This is a genomic window from Streptomyces sp. GESEQ-35 (genome assembly GCF_017948485.1).
GTDB lineage: Bacteria > Actinomycetota > Actinomycetes > Streptomycetales > Streptomycetaceae > Streptomyces.
This window is the reverse complement of the sequence record NZ_JAFFSX010000001.1, coordinates 668757-682699: the sequence shown is the minus strand read 5'-3', so window position 1 is coordinate 682699 and position 13943 is coordinate 668757. Positions and strand designations below refer to the sequence as shown.

Sequence of the window (13943 nt, the reverse complement as noted above, 5' to 3'; positions counted from 1 at the left end):
CGTCTGCTGTGCCGCGCGGCGAGGGGGGCGGCCCCTTCGGCCCGTTCACGCTGCGCGGGCATGTCGGGTCGCGAAGGCGAGTTGGCCCACTCTGTGCCAGCTCAGGTGCGGCTTCGCCAAGAACGCGGCTTGACGGTGCCTCGGTACCCGTACGCGCAGTGCCCCCGGCCGGATCCGGCAGCGGACGGGCGTGGGCAGGGTGAGCGCCTCGCCGTCGACGCCGACCGGGATCTCCGCGGTGTCGGCTTCGATGACGGCCTCGTGCGAAGTCATAGCCGTCAGTCCGGAGGCCCCCGCGCCGCGGAGCATGCCCGCGGCCTGGGTCGCGTTGTCGACGGTGACACAGAGGACGCCCAGGACTCCGGAGTCCAGCCGGGGGCGGCGACCGAGACCGGCGGAGTCGCCCATGCGATACGGGTTGTTGCTCACCAGGACGGCCTGCGGGGCGTCGATGGTCACGTTCGCGGCGTGGACGGTCAGCCGCGGACCGGCGTGGTGGGTCAGGAGGTCGGGGAGCGTACGCAGGATGGTGGGGACCTTGTCGTCGCGGTAGGCGGGGCTCTGCACGACGGCGGCGTACGTACCGAACGAGGCGTTGTTGACGAAGACGCGGTCCCCGATGACACCGAGGTCGACCCGGATTTCGACGCCGTCCGTAAGGGCGTCCAGGCACGTCGACGGGTCGTCGCGGTCCAGCCCGAGATCCAGTGCGAAGTGGTTGCGGGTCCCGGCCGAGACGACCATGAACGGCACGTTGTGCTGTGCGGCCACACCGGCCACCAGAGCCTGCGTGCCGTCGCCGCCGGCGACTCCCAGGAGATCGGCGCCGTCGGCCACGGCCTCGCGAGCCAGTACGGAGACATCCTGGTGATGAGCCGGATCGAGCACCACGACATCGGCCCCGAGCCGCCGGGCCTTGTCGACGAGGTCGAATCTGCCGACCTTCCCGCCGCCCGAGAGCGGGTTCATGATCAGGAAGGGCCGCTTCGGAGGCAGTGTGGAGTGCTCCACCGCACGGATCGGCCGGGCGTCCATGCCCAGCGTGGCTCTCGCGGCGACCGCCGCGCCCGCCCACAGCACCACGGACAGCGTCACGGGCCAGAGCAGACCGATCAGGGCGTAGTGCACCAGCAGGGCGACCGGAACCGCCGAGGCCAGCACGACGGCGAGCGCCCGCAGCAGGCCCCGGTGGGCCAGGGCCCACCACACCGCCGCCGCCGTGACGGCGAGCCCGGCCATCCCGAGAGCCAGCACGGCGATGCCCCTGAGCCCGGCGGCCACCAGCAGATTCAGCACCGCCGCGGCCGCGGTCACCAGGGCCAGACGAGCCGTCCAGTGCACGGAGCGGTCGGGATCCCGGGACGCCGACGTCGTGTTCTTCGCGCCTCGCATGGGTTCATCCCATCGCCGGGGCCCCGGCTCCGCATCACCTGTTCCAGGTGATGCCGCCCGGGTGGCGTCCGAGCCGTCCCTGCGCTCGTGGTGGAGCGTTCGCCGGGGCGGTGCGTCAGTCCTTCGGTCCCGCCGACGCCTTGGCGCAGAGGTAGGGACGCGCCAGCAGCAGCCCGGTGCCGGTCATGGCGATGCCGAAGTAGACCGGCGCGAGGTGGATGAAGTCCGTGTAGTGGATCACGCCGTGCACCACGACAGCCGGCAGAAACCCGGCGGCCGCCGCCGTGGCCAGGGTCCAGAACACCCAGGCCTCACCCCGCCGCCAGCCCCACGCGCTGAGCAGAGTGATCGCCACCGCGGCGGCCATCAGGGCACCGCCGAACCCCGCGCGATCGTGGGCGACGAACGGCACGAGCCGGGGGTTCGCGGCTTCCAGGGTCTGCGCGCCGGCGTCCAGGAAGGCCAGGTCGGCCGGCACGAACACACCGGTCAGGCCGACCACGGAGATCACGGCTCCACCGACGAACAGCCCCGCTCCCGTGACGATCAGCAGCAGCTGGCCGGTCAGAGCCCGTCGGCGCTCCCGCTCGGGTCCCTCGGGCGCCGGCTGCCACCTCGGCGTGTGCGGAGCCCGGCGGACCGCGGCCACGAACATCGGGAACAGCACGATGGCGGTGGCCGTGTGCAGGGGTTCCACAAAGCCGGTGACCAGGAAGTAGAACAAGGTGGGGAAGCCGATCGCCCCGGAGAGCAGATACACCTCGCGGGCCCAGGGCCGGCCGCGTCTGATCCCGCCCACGGCGAGGCCGGTGTAGAGGGCGCCGATCGCCACCATCGTGCCGGCCATGGTGATCCGGTCGTGCTGGAGGAAGTGCACGAGGTGGTGGTTGACAGCATGCAGCTTGTGCAGCGTCATGCCGAGGTAGTCGCGGTCGTACCAGAGCAGCACCGGCCCGAGCGTGATCGCCGCGGCGCCGAGTCCGGCGCCCGTCATACCGAGCCCGACGAGCAGGCCCCACCACCAGGCGGGCCAGCGGCGGGGGTCGCGGCCGACGTCCCGCAGCCCCGGAGCGGGCGCGGTGGGCGTGGCTGCCTCGGTGACCCGTGCGAACCAGCCGGGCCCGGCCTCGACGAGCACCCCGGGCCGGGCGAGCACGACGGTGCCCGGCTCCTCCAGCGCGTCGGCCGCTGCGATGACCGACGGCTCGGACAGATGGAGCACGTGCGGGTCGTCGGTGCTGGTGAACCCGTCGACGTACGGCTTGAGGGCGGACTCGGCCTCCGGGTCGCAGGCGCGGACAACCAGCGGGAGCGAGCGGCCGACAGCGGCCTCGCGCACGGTCTCCACGTCATCCGCCGACACCGGCGCCACCTCGACGACACCGGCCCCGAGCGGGGGCATGGCGCGTACCGCCTCGCGGGCGAGTGACGGCGGGACGGTTATGCCGAGGCGGACGGTCAAGGGCACGCCGGTGATCTCGCCGCCGAGCCGCTCGGGCGGATGGCGGTGGCCGAATCCCCGGGCGATCAGCCGGGCACCGGCGGGACGGGAGCCGATCGTGGCCAGCAGCCGCAGTGCGGTCAGCTGCGAACGGCGCCGGCCGAGGACGGCAGCGGCAGCCCCGCGCAGCGGGTGATATGTCCAGTCCGGCATCAGCGGCCCTCGCTCTCCGTCGCTGTCACCGGGACACCGGGCGCTGTCCAGCCGAGCACCGGCGTCATGGAACGCAGCGTCGCCCGCGTCGGCGTCAGCCGGGCGGTGATGTCGCGCATCAGCACCGCGGGCGGCCACGACAGCTGGCCGACTGCGCCGAGCCGGGCAGAGCGGCGCGTGATGGCCTGGGTCCTCGGGCGGCGCAGCAGGTCGTACGAGCGGAGCGCGGCGGCCACGTCCGGGGTGCCGTCGAGGCAGTGGGCGAGGGTGACCGCGTCCTCCAGCGCCTGGCACGCGCCCTGGCCCAGATTCGGGGTCATGGCATGGGCCGCGTCGCCGAGCAGCGCGACCCGGCCGCGGACGAACGAGGGCAGCGGCGGCAGGTCGTACAAGTCGTGTCTGAGCACCGCGTCCGCGGGGACGGCGGCCAGCAGGGCGGGGATGGGATCCGGCCAGGACCCGAACCGGCGCAGCAGTTGGGCGTACTCGGACGCGTCGGAGGCAGCTCCCGCCGGCAGCGACGCGGTCGCGAAACAGTACGTACGCCCGCCCGGCAGCGCCGTGTAGCCGAACCGCGATCCGCGGCCCCAGGTCGCCGCGCCCGCCGCGGGCGGCTCGGCGAGGGGCTCGGTGACCATGCGCCAGGCGGTGTAACCGGCGTACCGGGGGCCGGCCGCGCCGGGCCACAGGGCGCGGCGGACCGTACTGCGCAGCCCGTCGGCGCCGACGACGAGGTCGGGCCGGGACTCGCCCCCGCGGTGACCGACGACCAGACGGTCTCCGCCGTCGCGGACCGCGGACACCTCGCTGCCCGACCGCAGGCTCTCCGCGGGCAGCGCCTCGGTGAGCGCCCGCAACAGGTCCGCGCGGTGCAGGACCACCAGGGGGTGGCCGAAGCGGCGCGCCAACTCCGCATTGTCCGTACGGGACAGCCAGCGGCCCCGGCGGTCGCGTACGCCGCCTGTGGCCTCGACGGCGCCGAGTGCCCGGACGGCGCCGGCCAGGCCGAGCACCTCGAGCGCGTGCAGTGCGTTCGGCCACAGGGAGATGCCCGTGCCGATCTCGGTGAACTCGGGGGCCCGTTCCAGCACCTCGACGCGCCAGCCCCGGCGGTGCAGCGCGACGGCAGCCGCAAGGCCGCCGATCCCGCCGCCGACGACGGTCGCGGCGCGCTGCGGCATGGGACCTCGCTCTGGGTTTCGGGGGGCGCGGCGCAGGTCCGGCTGAACGGCGCCTCATACCAACATCTCGACAGATCCCTGTCAACGTGCCGAGGGGGCCTGATCAATCTCCGTGGACAGTCGCTCCATGGCTGGAATGTTCCACGAGCCAGGCCAGGGCGGCCGCGCCCCCGCTGAGGACGGAGATGTGCCCATCGGCCGGACTCAGTCGCAGTTCTGCCGACGCGGTGACCTGCCGTCGGGTTCATGCGCGCCGGTGTCGTAGACGTGCAGCCACCCGCGAGATCGTTTCGACCCGTGAGTACGGCAGCGCTCACCTGCCCAGCCGCACCGGAATCTCCTGCCAGCCGAAGGCGATGAACGACGGCACCTGTTGCAGCTTGTCCTCGTCAACGGCCAGTTCCAGCTCGGGGAAGCGGGCGAAGACCGCGGGCAGCGCGGTGAGGGACTCCATACGGGCGAGCGGGGCACCGATGCACCGGTGCACCCCGATCCCGAACGCCAGATGGTCGTCGGCTCCGCGCCCGGCATCGAAGGCGTCGGCGTCAGGACCGTAGTGCGCGGGATCGAGACCGGCGGCGGCGTACGTCGTGATGATGGCGTCCCCGGCCGGGATGGTGACGTCGCCGACGGTGAGGTCCGTGACGGCGAACCGCAGGGGCAGTGAGGCGATCGACGGATGGACCCGCAGTGTCTCCTCGACGACCGCCTCCCAGCCGAGCTTCCCGGACCGTACGTCGGCCAGCTGCTCGGGATGCGTCAGCAGGGCGACGACCGCGTTGCCGATGAGGTTGACGGTCGTCTCGAAGCCGGCGCCGATGACCAGCAGCAGCGTGTAGAGCAGTTCCTCGTCGCTGAGCCGGTCGCCGTCCTCGTCCCGGACCCGGATCAGTTCCGTGGTGAGGTCGTCCCCGGGGTGCCCGGTGCGGTGGGCGATCAGCGCGGGGAGCACCGTGCCGATCTGCCGCTGAACGAAGGCGGCATGTTCAGGGCTCGGGTCGGAGGTGTCCATGATGGCCGCGATCATCGTTGCGGTGTCGTCCCGCAACTCGTCCGGGACACCGAACAGTTCGCAGATCATCCGCATCGGCAGCGGATGCGCCAGCCCCGCCTTCAGATCGACCACGGAACCGTCCGCACCCGCCGCCGCAAGGCCGTCGAGCAGCTCCGCGGTGATCGCCTCCACCCGTGAGCGCATCGCCTCGGTGCGCCGGTGCGTGAAGCTCGGCGCCACCAGCTTGCGCAGCCGCGCGTGGTCGGGGCCGTACGTGGAGAGCATGTTGACCACGCCGACCCAGCCCAGGACCCAGCCCCAGGAGGGGTGTTCGCCGATCTCCGGCCACAACTTCCAGTGCAGCCGGGGATCCTTGCTGACCCGAGGGTCGAGGATCAACTCCTTGAGCGTGTCGTAACCGGTGGGCGCCCAGGCGGGAATGGCGCCCGGCAGCTCCACGGGCACGATCGGGCCGAGCGCGCGCAGCCGGGCGCTCTCGGCGGCGATGTCGGCGCCAAAGGGGTCGAGTGCGATGCGGTCGGTCACGGTCACGACGGGTCTCCTGGCTGGTCGGGGGAGCGGGGGCTGAAGCGGACGGGCAACGACGTCAGCGAGCGGTGGAAGGGACCGGGCCGCCAGCTCAGGCGTTCGCGCGGCAGTGCCGGCTCCAGATCGGGCAGCCACTGGGTGAGCCGCTCGATCGCCTCGGTGGCGATGAGCAGCGTGTGCTGCTTGACCGGGCAGGCGTGCGGGCCCGCCGACCAGGACAGGTGCGAGGCGTCCTTGGGGTGGCGGCCGCTGGGGACCTCCTCCTCGGCGAAGTACGCGAGCGCCCCGTACGAGATCACCACCGGCACCGCGGCCCTGATCCACACTCCGTGGAAGGTGACGGGCCTGCGGGCGTAGTGGATGCCGTAATTGGCCAGGGGCGTCTCGTGGTGCAGCACTTCCACCACCGCGTCCGTCACGGGGCGGGCGCCGCTGGTGAGGGTCGAGTAGTAGAGCGGGTTGCCGAGGATCCGGGACAGTGCGTTGGACACCAGGTTCGCCGTCGGTTCGTGTCCGGCGCCGAGGGTGAGGAACACCTGCCAGGTGACCTCCTCCGGGGTCAGCCCGGCGGGATGGTCGAGGAGCCTGCTCGGCAGGTCGTCGCCGCGCTGCTCGGCCTTGGTGGCGATCAGTTCGAGGACGTACCCGCCGAACTCCGCCTCGCCCTCGGCCGCCTCGGCGCCGCCCTCCATCATCTTGCCCAGCGCCGCGTTCAGCCGGTCGCTCTGGCTGTCCGGCAGTCCGAAGAGGCTGTTGAACACCAGCGCCATCAGCGGCCGCGCGAACTCGCCGACGAGATCGGCCTCGCCCTTCGGCCCGATCCGGCTCACCAGCACATGCACCGCGCGGTGCACCCGCGCCCGCAGGTCGTGCGGTTCGACACTGTCGAAGGTGTCGATCAGCGTGGTGCGGTAGCGGACATGCGCGGCACCGTCCGCGAACAGGGAGTTGGGCCGCCAGCGCATCATGCCGAGCACCGGCGAGTCGTCGGCGACGGTGGACTCCCACGGCCGCGGGTCGTGCGAGAAGGTGTCGGTGTCATGCAGCAGCGCCAGCGCGGCCCGCCGGTCCGTGACGACGTACGCCGGTACACCCGGGGCGAGTTCGGCCCAGCCGACCGGACCCTGGGCGCGCAGCGCGTCGTAGTAGCCGTACGGATCCAGCGCGAAGCCGTCCTCCCACAGCCGTACCGGCGCGGAGAGGGAGAAGGCCTGCCGGCCAAGGGGATAGGTGGTCACCTGTGCTCCGGGGGGTGGTCGATCAGGTGCTGGACCAGCGCGAGCAGCGCGTCGATCGAGGAGTTCGCGTCCCGTGCGTCGCACGTGATCATCGGAGTCGTCGGCTCCAGGTCGAGGGCGGCGCGCAGCTGTTCGTCGGTGTAGTGGCGGGGCCTGTCGGGGAAGGCGTTGAAGGCGACCGCGTACGGCAGTCCGCTCTCCTCGACCAGACCCAGCACGGCGAACGACGCGTCGATCCGGCGGCTGTCCACCAGGACGAGCGCGCCGAGCGCCCCGTACGCGATGTCGTCCCACAGCGAACGGAACCGCTCCTGCCCGGGCGTGCCGAACAGGTACAGCACGATGCCGTCCGGCAGGCTGATCCGCCCGAAGTCGACGGCGACGGTCGTGGTCGACTTCTCCCGCACCCCGGCGAGATCGTCCACCTGCGCGGACGCCTCGCTGAGCTGCTCCTCGGTGTGCAGCGACCGGATCTCGGAGACGGAGTCGATCAGGGTCGTCTTGCCCACCCCGAAGGGCCCGGCGACGAGGACCTTCACCAAGTCGCGGGCGGTGTCGGGCAGGTGGATGCGGCTAGTCGTGCTTGAGGGCGCGGAGGCCATCGGCCACTCTCCTCAGCAGGTCGGGGGCGAACCCTTCGGCGGGCGGGATCGGCGCGCGGGCCAGCACCAGGCCCCGGTCGACGAGATCGGCGGCCAGCACCCGCAGCGCGGACACCGGCAGTTCCAGCAGGGCCGCGGCCTCCACCACCGTCAGCGACCCGCCGTCCAGGGCGTCCAGCAGGGCCAGTTGAGCGGCAGGCAGTCCCACGGGCAGTGGCGCTCCGCTGCCGCTGAGCACCGACAGCCGCTCCAGTTGGGGGCGGCTCGGGCGGGCCACACCGCCGGTCGACAGGTACGCGGGTACGAGCGGACGGCCGGCGCGGCGGCCTCTCATGCCGGTGCGTTGCCGTTGGTTTCCCGGGGCGCGGTCGCCATCGCCTTCTCGCCCAGCCGCGCCACCTGCGAGTGGACGCGGTGCGCGAGCAGGTCCAGACGCACCTCGCCGTCCCCGTACGCGGCCACGCATGTGCCGTGGTCCGTCGGGACGATCAGGACGTAGCCGTGGTCGGACTCGATGACGACCTGCCGTACGTCCGCCTGCTCCCGGTCGGCGAACGCGGCCGCCGCCGTCCGGGACGCCCCCTGCACGGCGCTGGTGATGGCGGCCACCCGCTCGGCCGACGGCTGGGCCAGCGCGTCCGTGTACCCCTTCACCAGCCCGTCGCGCGTGAGCAGGACGGCGGCCACGACATGCGGTACCTGGAGGATCGGTTCCAGCACCCATGCCGTCTCGCCTGCGTCGCGGCTCGTCATCGCGCCGCTCCCCCCTCGTAGTCGGTCTGTTCGCTGTCGTGCGCCGCAGCGGGTACGGCGTCTTCGTCCCGCGCGCGTGCGGCGGCCGTGCCGGATTGCAGTGCGCCGAGCGCGGCGGCGGCCTCCTCCGGGCGGCGCGCGGGAGGCCGCGTCGCGGTTTCGGCCGGTGCGGTGGCCGGGGTGCGGCGTCTGCGCTGCGGCAGGCCCTTGGCGTCCCGCGGCCGGTGATGCCCGGATCCGGCAGGGGCGGCGCCCTCGACCTGTTCGCTCCCGTAGCTGTGGACCGCTGCGGGCACGCTCTTGCGCGTCGAGCGCGGGGCGCTGGCCGCCGGCGGCTGTTCGGCGGGGTCGATTCGGGTGAGCAGATGGCCGTCGACGAGCAGCACCGCCCGTACGCCGCCGTACGGGGAGGGCGAGGAGAGGTCCACGCTCAGATCGAACTGCCGGGTGAGCCTGCCGATCGCGGCGAGCCCCATGCGCGGCGGGTCACCGAGGTCGGTGAGCAGGATCGGCTCGGTACCGGCCACCATCCGCTGGGCGTGGGCCCGTTCGTCCTGGGTCATACCGAGGCCCGCGTCGTCGATGGTGACGCAGACGCCGTGGTGGACCTGCTCCAGGTTGACTGTGACGTCGGTGTCGGGCGAGGAGTGCCGCAGGGCGTTGTCGAGGAGTTCGGCGACGATGATGGCGACCGGCTCGACCGCGTGGGACACCAGGGCGGTGCCCGTTTCGAGGTGGTTGTGGACTCGGGCCCGGTGGTAGCCCGCCAGCCGGGCCTGGCCGCCGGTCACCGCATCCACCAGATGCGATTCCTTGCGGGCCAGCCCGACCCAGGCGCCGCACACGACCGCGGCGACCTGCGCGCGCCGCAGCGACTGCTCGTTCTCGTGGTCGAGTTGGAACAGTGTCTGCGCCAACTCCGGGTCGTCGTACTGTTCCTGAAGCCTCCGCAACGCGTCCTGGAGTCGGTACAGGGCGGCCTGGATCTCCCGCGTGGCGCCACGCATCCCGGCCTGCGCGGCCGCGTCGATCCGGGTGCGCTGCGCGGCCAGCTCCGTGCGCATCCCCTTCAGTACGTGGTCCAGCGCGACACCGAGGGGCGTACCGGCGTTCCGCGGATTCAGCGGACCCGGCACCATGACGTGGGGATGCGCCAGTTGCCGCGCGGCGGCGGGCACGCGGCGTGCCGCGAGATGCTCGACCTCGGTGGTGAACGCCAGGGGAGCGCCGTCGAGTTGGGCGCGCAATCGGGCGATCTCCTCACGCTGCACAGCCTGTTGGCGCCGGGACCGCAGTAGCCCGCCGCCGAGCGCGGCGAGCGCGGACAGTGCGCCGGCGGCGAGACCGCCGGCAACCAGGTCCGGAAATTCGATCATCGAATCGGTTCCCATGCGAAGTCGGGCAGGGCAGGGTCCGAGGCCCACGCGCGAGGGGCTCGCTGCACAGTACACACCGTCATCGACCGATCTCGCACGGTCGATAGAAACATCGATCCGAAACGGTCCGGTTTCTGTTCGTATCTGGGTCGACGTTCTGAATTGCCGTGTGCGGGACGTGAGTTGAGCCGACTTTCCGCGGCTGTGGTGCTGGTCGGATGAGCGGATGGCTCTACGCCGGCCTCGTCGCGGAGTGGCGGGCCGCGGGGCGTACGGTGCCCTCGCGTCCGGATGTGCAGTGGGCGTCGTTCGCCGACCTCACGGACCGGGGTCCGCGCTCCTGACGCGCTATTCGCCGCGCAGGGGCGCGAGCACGGCGAGCGTTCCGTTGGCCTGACGCAGCGCCATTTCGAGCGTCAAAGGCCCGTGCAGTGCGCCGGTGCCGTCGGGCGGGACGAGCCATTCCAGGAAGCGGGCGGCCCGGTACGGCGGGGGCGCGGCGACCCAGGAGCCCTTGCCCGCGTACCGCAGCCCGTCGCCGATCCACCTGCTTCCCGGGTCGGGCGGCAGGAGGAAACCGATCCGGTGAGCCGCGGTGTCCACGAGCGTCGGACCCGGGGCGGGCAGCGACGGCTGCCACAGCAGATCCAGGGTGAGCAGGCCGAGCCGGTCGGGAACGCTGAGAAGGTCCCAGAAACGGCCCGCCTCCAGGAGCGCGATGCCCTCGTCCCGGTCCCACGCCCGCTTGCAGGCCCGGGGGTCGGGAGAGGCGGCGGCGAGCCACTCCACACCGTGCGTCCACATCGTGTCGTTCATGTCGCGCTCCGGGAGCTGTCCGCTCGGCCCTGCGCTGCGCGGGGGCCGCGCCGGTCGGCAGCCGTCGGCGGCACACCAACCGGGCATATGCATGCTCGTAGATATTTCTATGCGGCGGAAGGGGTGGCGCGGTATGGCATTTCCCGAACTTTTCTGCGAACCGATCCAATCGTCCGGTCCTAAAGGCGTGGTGCTCCGGTCACCGACATCATCAGTGAGTACAGCGAGGTGGTGGCCGTGATGAACAGGCGGTTGTTCTTCGGGCCGCCGAAGGCGATGTTGGAGACGGGTTCGGGTACGCGCAGCCGGCCGATGAGGGTGCCGTCGGGGTCGTAGCAGTGGATCCCGTCGTCCAGGGCCGCGGCCCACAGGCGGCCCTCGTCGTCGAAGCGGATGTTGTCGAAGTGGACGTCGCCCCGGGCCTCGGTGAAGACCTTCCCGTCGGAGAGCGTGCCGTCCTCGCGGACGTCGAACCTGTGGATCCTGGCGGCCCGCGAGTCGGAGACGTACAGCCGCTTCTCGTCGGGGGACAGGATGACGCCGTTGGGTCCCTCGAACCCGTCGGCGGCGAGTTGTACGTCACCTGTCGTGGGGTCGATCCGGTACACGTTGCACGCGCCGATCTCGGACTCGGCGCGGTGGCCCTCGTAGTCGCTGGTGATGCCGAAGTCCGGGTCGGAGAACCAGATCGTGCCGTCGGAGCGTACGACGGAGTCGTTCGGGCTGTTGAGCCGCTGGCCGGCGTACTGGTCGGCGAGGACGGTCACCGTCCCGTCGGGCTCGGTGCGCGTGACACGGCGGTTGCCCTGCTCGCAGGTGACCAGACGGCCCTGCCGGTCGAGGGTGTTGCCGTTGCTGTGGCCGGCCGGGGTGCGGAAGACGCCGACCGCACCGGTGGCCTCGTCCCAGCGCAGGATGCGGTCGTTGGGGATGTCGCTCCAGATCAACTGGCGCCAGGCGGGAACGTACAGCGGGCCCTCGGCCCAGCGGCAGCCGTCGTGCAGGACCTCCAGCCTGCTGTCGCCGTTCGCGCAACGTCCGGTGCGGAAGCGGTCGTCCAGGATCTCGTACAGGCCGTCGACGGACATGGGAGCGTCCTCTCGCATGCGTTGATCAGAATGTGATTCACCGTAGCACCAGCATTGCCGAACTAGGTATGGTCATCATATGAAGCCAGTGGATGACATCGACCGGCGTCTGATCGCGCTGCTCCAGCAGGACGCCGGCCGCTCCTACGCCGAACTGGGCAAGGGCGTCGGCCTGTCGGCGGGTGCCGCGCACGAACGCGTGCGCAAGCTGCGCGAACAGGGGGTCATCCGGGCCACGACGGTCGACGTCGACCCCGCGGCGCTCGACCGCGGGGTCCTCGCCTTCGTGCTGGTCGACTCGACGGAGTGGATGGGCGACCGCGCGGAGGACTTCGCCGCCGTGCCGGAGATCCAGGAGGCGCACGTCATCGCGGGCAGCGCGGCCGTCCTGGTGAAGGTGCGCACCGCGACGACCGAGCGGCTCCAGGACGTGTTGCGCCGTCTGTACGAGATCGACGGGGTCAGCGGGACGCAGGCGACGGTGGTTCTGGAGACCTTCTTCGAACGGCCGTTGGACGCCGGATAGGTCCGGACCGGCCCAACTCCTCGCGAAATCGGGTGGCTTACGAGGAGAATCGGCTGGATGAGGACGAATCGAATCGGGCGCAGCGCGGTCGAGGTCACGGAGTTGGGTTTCGGCGGTGGGCCGCTCGGCGGGCTCTTCGCGCCGCTCGACGACGACACCGCGGCGCGGACACTGGCGGCGGCCTGGGACAGCGGCATCCGCTACTTCGACACCTCCCCGCACTACGGCATCGGCCACTCCGAGCGCCGCACCGGTGAGTTCCTCCGCCGGTTGCCGCGACGAGCGTTCACCCTCTCGACCAAGGTCGGCCGGCTCCTCGACGCGCAGGACCAGGCCGGGCGCAGGGACGAGAGTTTCGATGTGCCCGCGACACACCGCCGGGTGTGGGACTTCTCCCGCGACGGCGTACTGCGCAGTGTCGAGGACTCCCTCACCCGCATGGGCGTCGACCGCATCGACATGCTGTACCTCCACGACGCGGAGAACCATTTCGACGCCGCCCTGCGCGACGGCTACCCCGCGCTGGCCGAGTTGCGTTCCCAAGGGATGGTGGGCGCCATCGGGGCGGGCATGTACCACACCGGCATGCTCACCCAGCTGGTGCAGGACACCGATGTCGACGTGGTGATGCTCTCCGGCCGTTACACGCTGCTCGACCACAGCGCTCTGGACGACCTGCTGCCCGCCTGCGCCGCACGCGGCGTCTCCGTACTCGCCGCTTCGATCTTCAACTCCGGGCTGCTGGCCACGCCACGGCCCGCCGACGGAGCACACTTCGACTACGCACCCGCCTCACCGGACGTCCTGCGGCGGGCGCATGAGATCGCCGACATCTGCGAGGCGCACGGTGTGACCCTGCCGCAGGCGGCCATGGCCTTCCCGCTGCGGCATCCCTCGGTCGCGGGCATCGTGGTCGGCATGCGCTCCCCCGAAGAGGTGCGGCACAACATCGCGTCGTTCCAGGCGGAGATTCCCGACCAGGTCTGGGCCGATCTGCTCGGGGCCGGGCTCCTCGACGAGCGCGCGCCGGTATCTCAGATGGCGTCGCGAACGGCCCGTTCGAAGCGCTCGACATGACCGCGGGCGAGGTGTGCCGCCTTGTCGGGGTCACCGGCGACGATCGCCTCGATCAGCGGTCCGTGCTCTTCGACGTGGCCGGCCACGTCGGACAGTCGGTCGATGAACAGGCACCAGATGCGGGTGGCCAGGTTGTCGTGGCGGACGAGGGTGTCCTCCAGGTACGGGTTGTGCGTGGCGGCGTAGATGGCGCGGTGGACCTGTAGGTCCAGGCGCATGAGCTCGGCGGCGTCGCGCCGACGGGAGTCCACGCTCTCCAGCTCCCGCAGTACGGCCGTGAGGGTCGCGCGGTCCGCGGCCGTGGCGCGCCGCGCGGCCTGGGCGGCGGCCAGGGGCTCCAACTCCTGGCGCACCTCGGAGATATGGGCCAGGTCGGTGATGTTGACCTCGGTGGCGAAGGTGCCGCGCCGGGGGTAGGTCGTGATGAGGCGCTCGTACTGGAGCCGCTTGAGCGCCTCGCGCACCGGCGTCCGTCCGACGCCGAGAGACTGTCCCAACTGGTCCTCGTTGATCGGCGAGCCGGGACGGATCTCGAGCATGACGAGCCGGTCGCGGATGGCGCGGTACGCGCGTTCGGCGAGGGACAGCTCCTCGCCGCTGGGCTCGGTCGCCACGTGCTGCATGGGGCCCCCTTGACCTGTCCGGCGAACTCCCATACCTTACCGCAGAGGCTGATATATCAGTTGGTCATTAGTTG

General features: G+C 71.7%; 15 protein-coding genes. 3 read left to right on the top strand and 12 right to left on the bottom strand.

Annotated features, from left to right (window positions below; translation table 11 throughout):
- Nucleotides 1-45: 45 nt before the first annotated feature.
- The 9 genes from KCH87_RS02980 to KCH87_RS02940 all read right to left on the bottom strand — a co-directional run bounded on the left by KCH87_RS02980 (nucleotide 46) and on the right by KCH87_RS02940 (nucleotide 9739).
- The gene (locus KCH87_RS02980; protein ID WP_210583805.1) at nucleotides 46-1392 is read right to left on the bottom strand and encodes a diacylglycerol kinase family protein; all 1347 of its coding nucleotides are present in this window, start codon (nucleotides 1390-1392) and stop codon (nucleotides 46-48) included.
- Nucleotides 1393-1507: 115 nt separating this feature from the next.
- Entirely contained in the window at nucleotides 1508-3046 is a 1539-nt protein-coding gene (locus KCH87_RS02975; protein ID WP_210583803.1) for a hypothetical protein, read from the bottom strand.
- A complete protein-coding gene (locus KCH87_RS02970; RefSeq protein ID WP_210583801.1) occupies nucleotides 3046-4227 on the bottom strand; it encodes an FAD-dependent monooxygenase in 1182 nt (393 codons plus the stop codon). The genes KCH87_RS02975 and KCH87_RS02970 overlap by 1 nt, the downstream gene beginning before the upstream one ends.
- A 313-nt stretch (nucleotides 4228-4540) precedes the next feature.
- Entirely contained in the window at nucleotides 4541-5773 is a 1233-nt protein-coding gene (locus tag KCH87_RS02965; RefSeq protein ID WP_210583799.1) for a cytochrome P450, read from the bottom strand.
- Entirely contained in the window at nucleotides 5770-7008 is a 1239-nt protein-coding gene (locus tag KCH87_RS02960) for a cytochrome P450 (RefSeq protein ID WP_210583797.1), read from the bottom strand. Before KCH87_RS02960 ends, KCH87_RS02965 begins: the two co-directional genes overlap by 4 nt.
- The gene (locus KCH87_RS02955) at nucleotides 7005-7610 is read right to left on the bottom strand and encodes an ATP/GTP-binding protein (protein WP_210583795.1); all 606 of its coding nucleotides are present in this window, start codon (nucleotides 7608-7610) and stop codon (nucleotides 7005-7007) included. Before KCH87_RS02955 ends, KCH87_RS02960 begins: the two co-directional genes overlap by 4 nt.
- Nucleotides 7582-7944, bottom strand: coding sequence for a DUF742 domain-containing protein (locus KCH87_RS02950; protein WP_210583793.1), 363 nt, complete (start codon nucleotides 7942-7944; stop codon nucleotides 7582-7584). Before KCH87_RS02950 ends, KCH87_RS02955 begins: the two co-directional genes overlap by 29 nt.
- Nucleotides 7941-8363, bottom strand: a complete 423-nt coding sequence (locus tag KCH87_RS02945; protein ID WP_210583792.1) for a roadblock/LC7 domain-containing protein — start codon at nucleotides 8361-8363, stop codon at nucleotides 7941-7943. The genes KCH87_RS02950 and KCH87_RS02945 overlap by 4 nt, the downstream gene beginning before the upstream one ends.
- Entirely contained in the window at nucleotides 8360-9739 is a 1380-nt protein-coding gene (locus KCH87_RS02940) for a sensor histidine kinase (protein WP_210583789.1), read from the bottom strand. The genes KCH87_RS02945 and KCH87_RS02940 overlap by 4 nt, the downstream gene beginning before the upstream one ends.
- Before the next feature lie 218 nt (nucleotides 9740-9957).
- Between KCH87_RS02940 and KCH87_RS50010 the strand changes: the two genes are divergently transcribed.
- Nucleotides 9958-10083, top strand: coding sequence for a hypothetical protein (locus tag KCH87_RS50010; protein WP_282612896.1), 126 nt, complete (start codon nucleotides 9958-9960; stop codon nucleotides 10081-10083).
- Between the two features lie 4 nt (nucleotides 10084-10087).
- Here KCH87_RS50010 and KCH87_RS02935 read toward each other — a convergent pair whose 3' ends face one another.
- Nucleotides 10088-10555, bottom strand: a complete 468-nt coding sequence (locus tag KCH87_RS02935; RefSeq protein ID WP_210583787.1) for a hypothetical protein — start codon at nucleotides 10553-10555, stop codon at nucleotides 10088-10090.
- Between the two features lie 179 nt (nucleotides 10556-10734).
- On the bottom strand, nucleotides 10735-11643 hold the full coding sequence (locus tag KCH87_RS02930; protein ID WP_210583786.1) for an SMP-30/gluconolactonase/LRE family protein: 909 nt from the start codon (nucleotides 11641-11643) through the stop codon (nucleotides 10735-10737).
- 88 nt (nucleotides 11644-11731) lie between these two features.
- On the opposite strand from KCH87_RS02930, the gene KCH87_RS02925 reads away from it, so the two are divergent.
- Together KCH87_RS02925 and KCH87_RS02920 are read left to right on the top strand one after the other, a co-directional pair.
- The gene (locus KCH87_RS02925; RefSeq protein ID WP_210584047.1) at nucleotides 11732-12169 is read left to right on the top strand and encodes an Lrp/AsnC family transcriptional regulator; all 438 of its coding nucleotides are present in this window, start codon (nucleotides 11732-11734) and stop codon (nucleotides 12167-12169) included.
- 57 nt (nucleotides 12170-12226) lie between these two features.
- Nucleotides 12227-13246 carry an aldo/keto reductase gene (locus tag KCH87_RS02920; protein WP_210583785.1) on the top strand — a complete coding sequence of 340 codons (1020 nt, stop codon included), beginning with the start codon at nucleotides 12227-12229 and terminating at the stop codon, nucleotides 13244-13246.
- Here the strand turns inward: KCH87_RS02920 and KCH87_RS02915 are convergent.
- Nucleotides 13204-13869, bottom strand: coding sequence for a GntR family transcriptional regulator (locus KCH87_RS02915; protein WP_210583784.1), 666 nt, complete (start codon nucleotides 13867-13869; stop codon nucleotides 13204-13206). The two genes, KCH87_RS02920 and KCH87_RS02915, sit on opposite strands and share 43 nt — an antisense overlap.
- Between the last annotated feature and the right edge of the window lie 74 nt (nucleotides 13870-13943).

What these genes read in the sequence shown, in the direction of transcription:
- KCH87_RS02940 (WP_210583789.1), bottom strand. Translation starts at nt 9,739, where the DNA reads ATGATCGAATTTCCGGACCTGGTTGCCGGCGGTCTCGCCGCCGGCGCA.
- KCH87_RS02915 (WP_210583784.1), bottom strand. Translation starts at nt 13,869, where the DNA reads ATGCAGCACGTGGCGACCGAGCCCAGCGGCGAGGAGCTGTCCCTCGCC.
- KCH87_RS02920 (WP_210583785.1), top strand. Translation starts at nt 12,227, where the DNA reads ATGAGGACGAATCGAATCGGGCGCAGCGCGGTCGAGGTCACGGAGTTG.
- KCH87_RS50010 (WP_282612896.1), top strand. Translation starts at nt 9,958, where the DNA reads ATGAGCGGATGGCTCTACGCCGGCCTCGTCGCGGAGTGGCGGGCCGCG.
- KCH87_RS02950 (WP_210583793.1), bottom strand. Translation starts at nt 7,944, where the DNA reads ATGAGAGGCCGCCGCGCCGGCCGTCCGCTCGTACCCGCGTACCTGTCG.
- KCH87_RS02980 (WP_210583805.1), bottom strand. Translation starts at nt 1,392, where the DNA reads ATGCGAGGCGCGAAGAACACGACGTCGGCGTCCCGGGATCCCGACCGC.
- KCH87_RS02975 (WP_210583803.1), bottom strand. Translation starts at nt 3,046, where the DNA reads ATGCCGGACTGGACATATCACCCGCTGCGCGGGGCTGCCGCTGCCGTC.
- KCH87_RS02935 (WP_210583787.1), bottom strand. Translation starts at nt 10,555, where the DNA reads ATGAACGACACGATGTGGACGCACGGTGTGGAGTGGCTCGCCGCCGCC.
- KCH87_RS02955 (WP_210583795.1), bottom strand. Translation starts at nt 7,610, where the DNA reads ATGGCCTCCGCGCCCTCAAGCACGACTAGCCGCATCCACCTGCCCGAC.
- KCH87_RS02930 (WP_210583786.1), bottom strand. Translation starts at nt 11,643, where the DNA reads ATGTCCGTCGACGGCCTGTACGAGATCCTGGACGACCGCTTCCGCACC.
- KCH87_RS02945 (WP_210583792.1), bottom strand. Translation starts at nt 8,363, where the DNA reads ATGACGAGCCGCGACGCAGGCGAGACGGCATGGGTGCTGGAACCGATC.
- KCH87_RS02970 (WP_210583801.1), bottom strand. Translation starts at nt 4,227, where the DNA reads ATGCCGCAGCGCGCCGCGACCGTCGTCGGCGGCGGGATCGGCGGCCTT.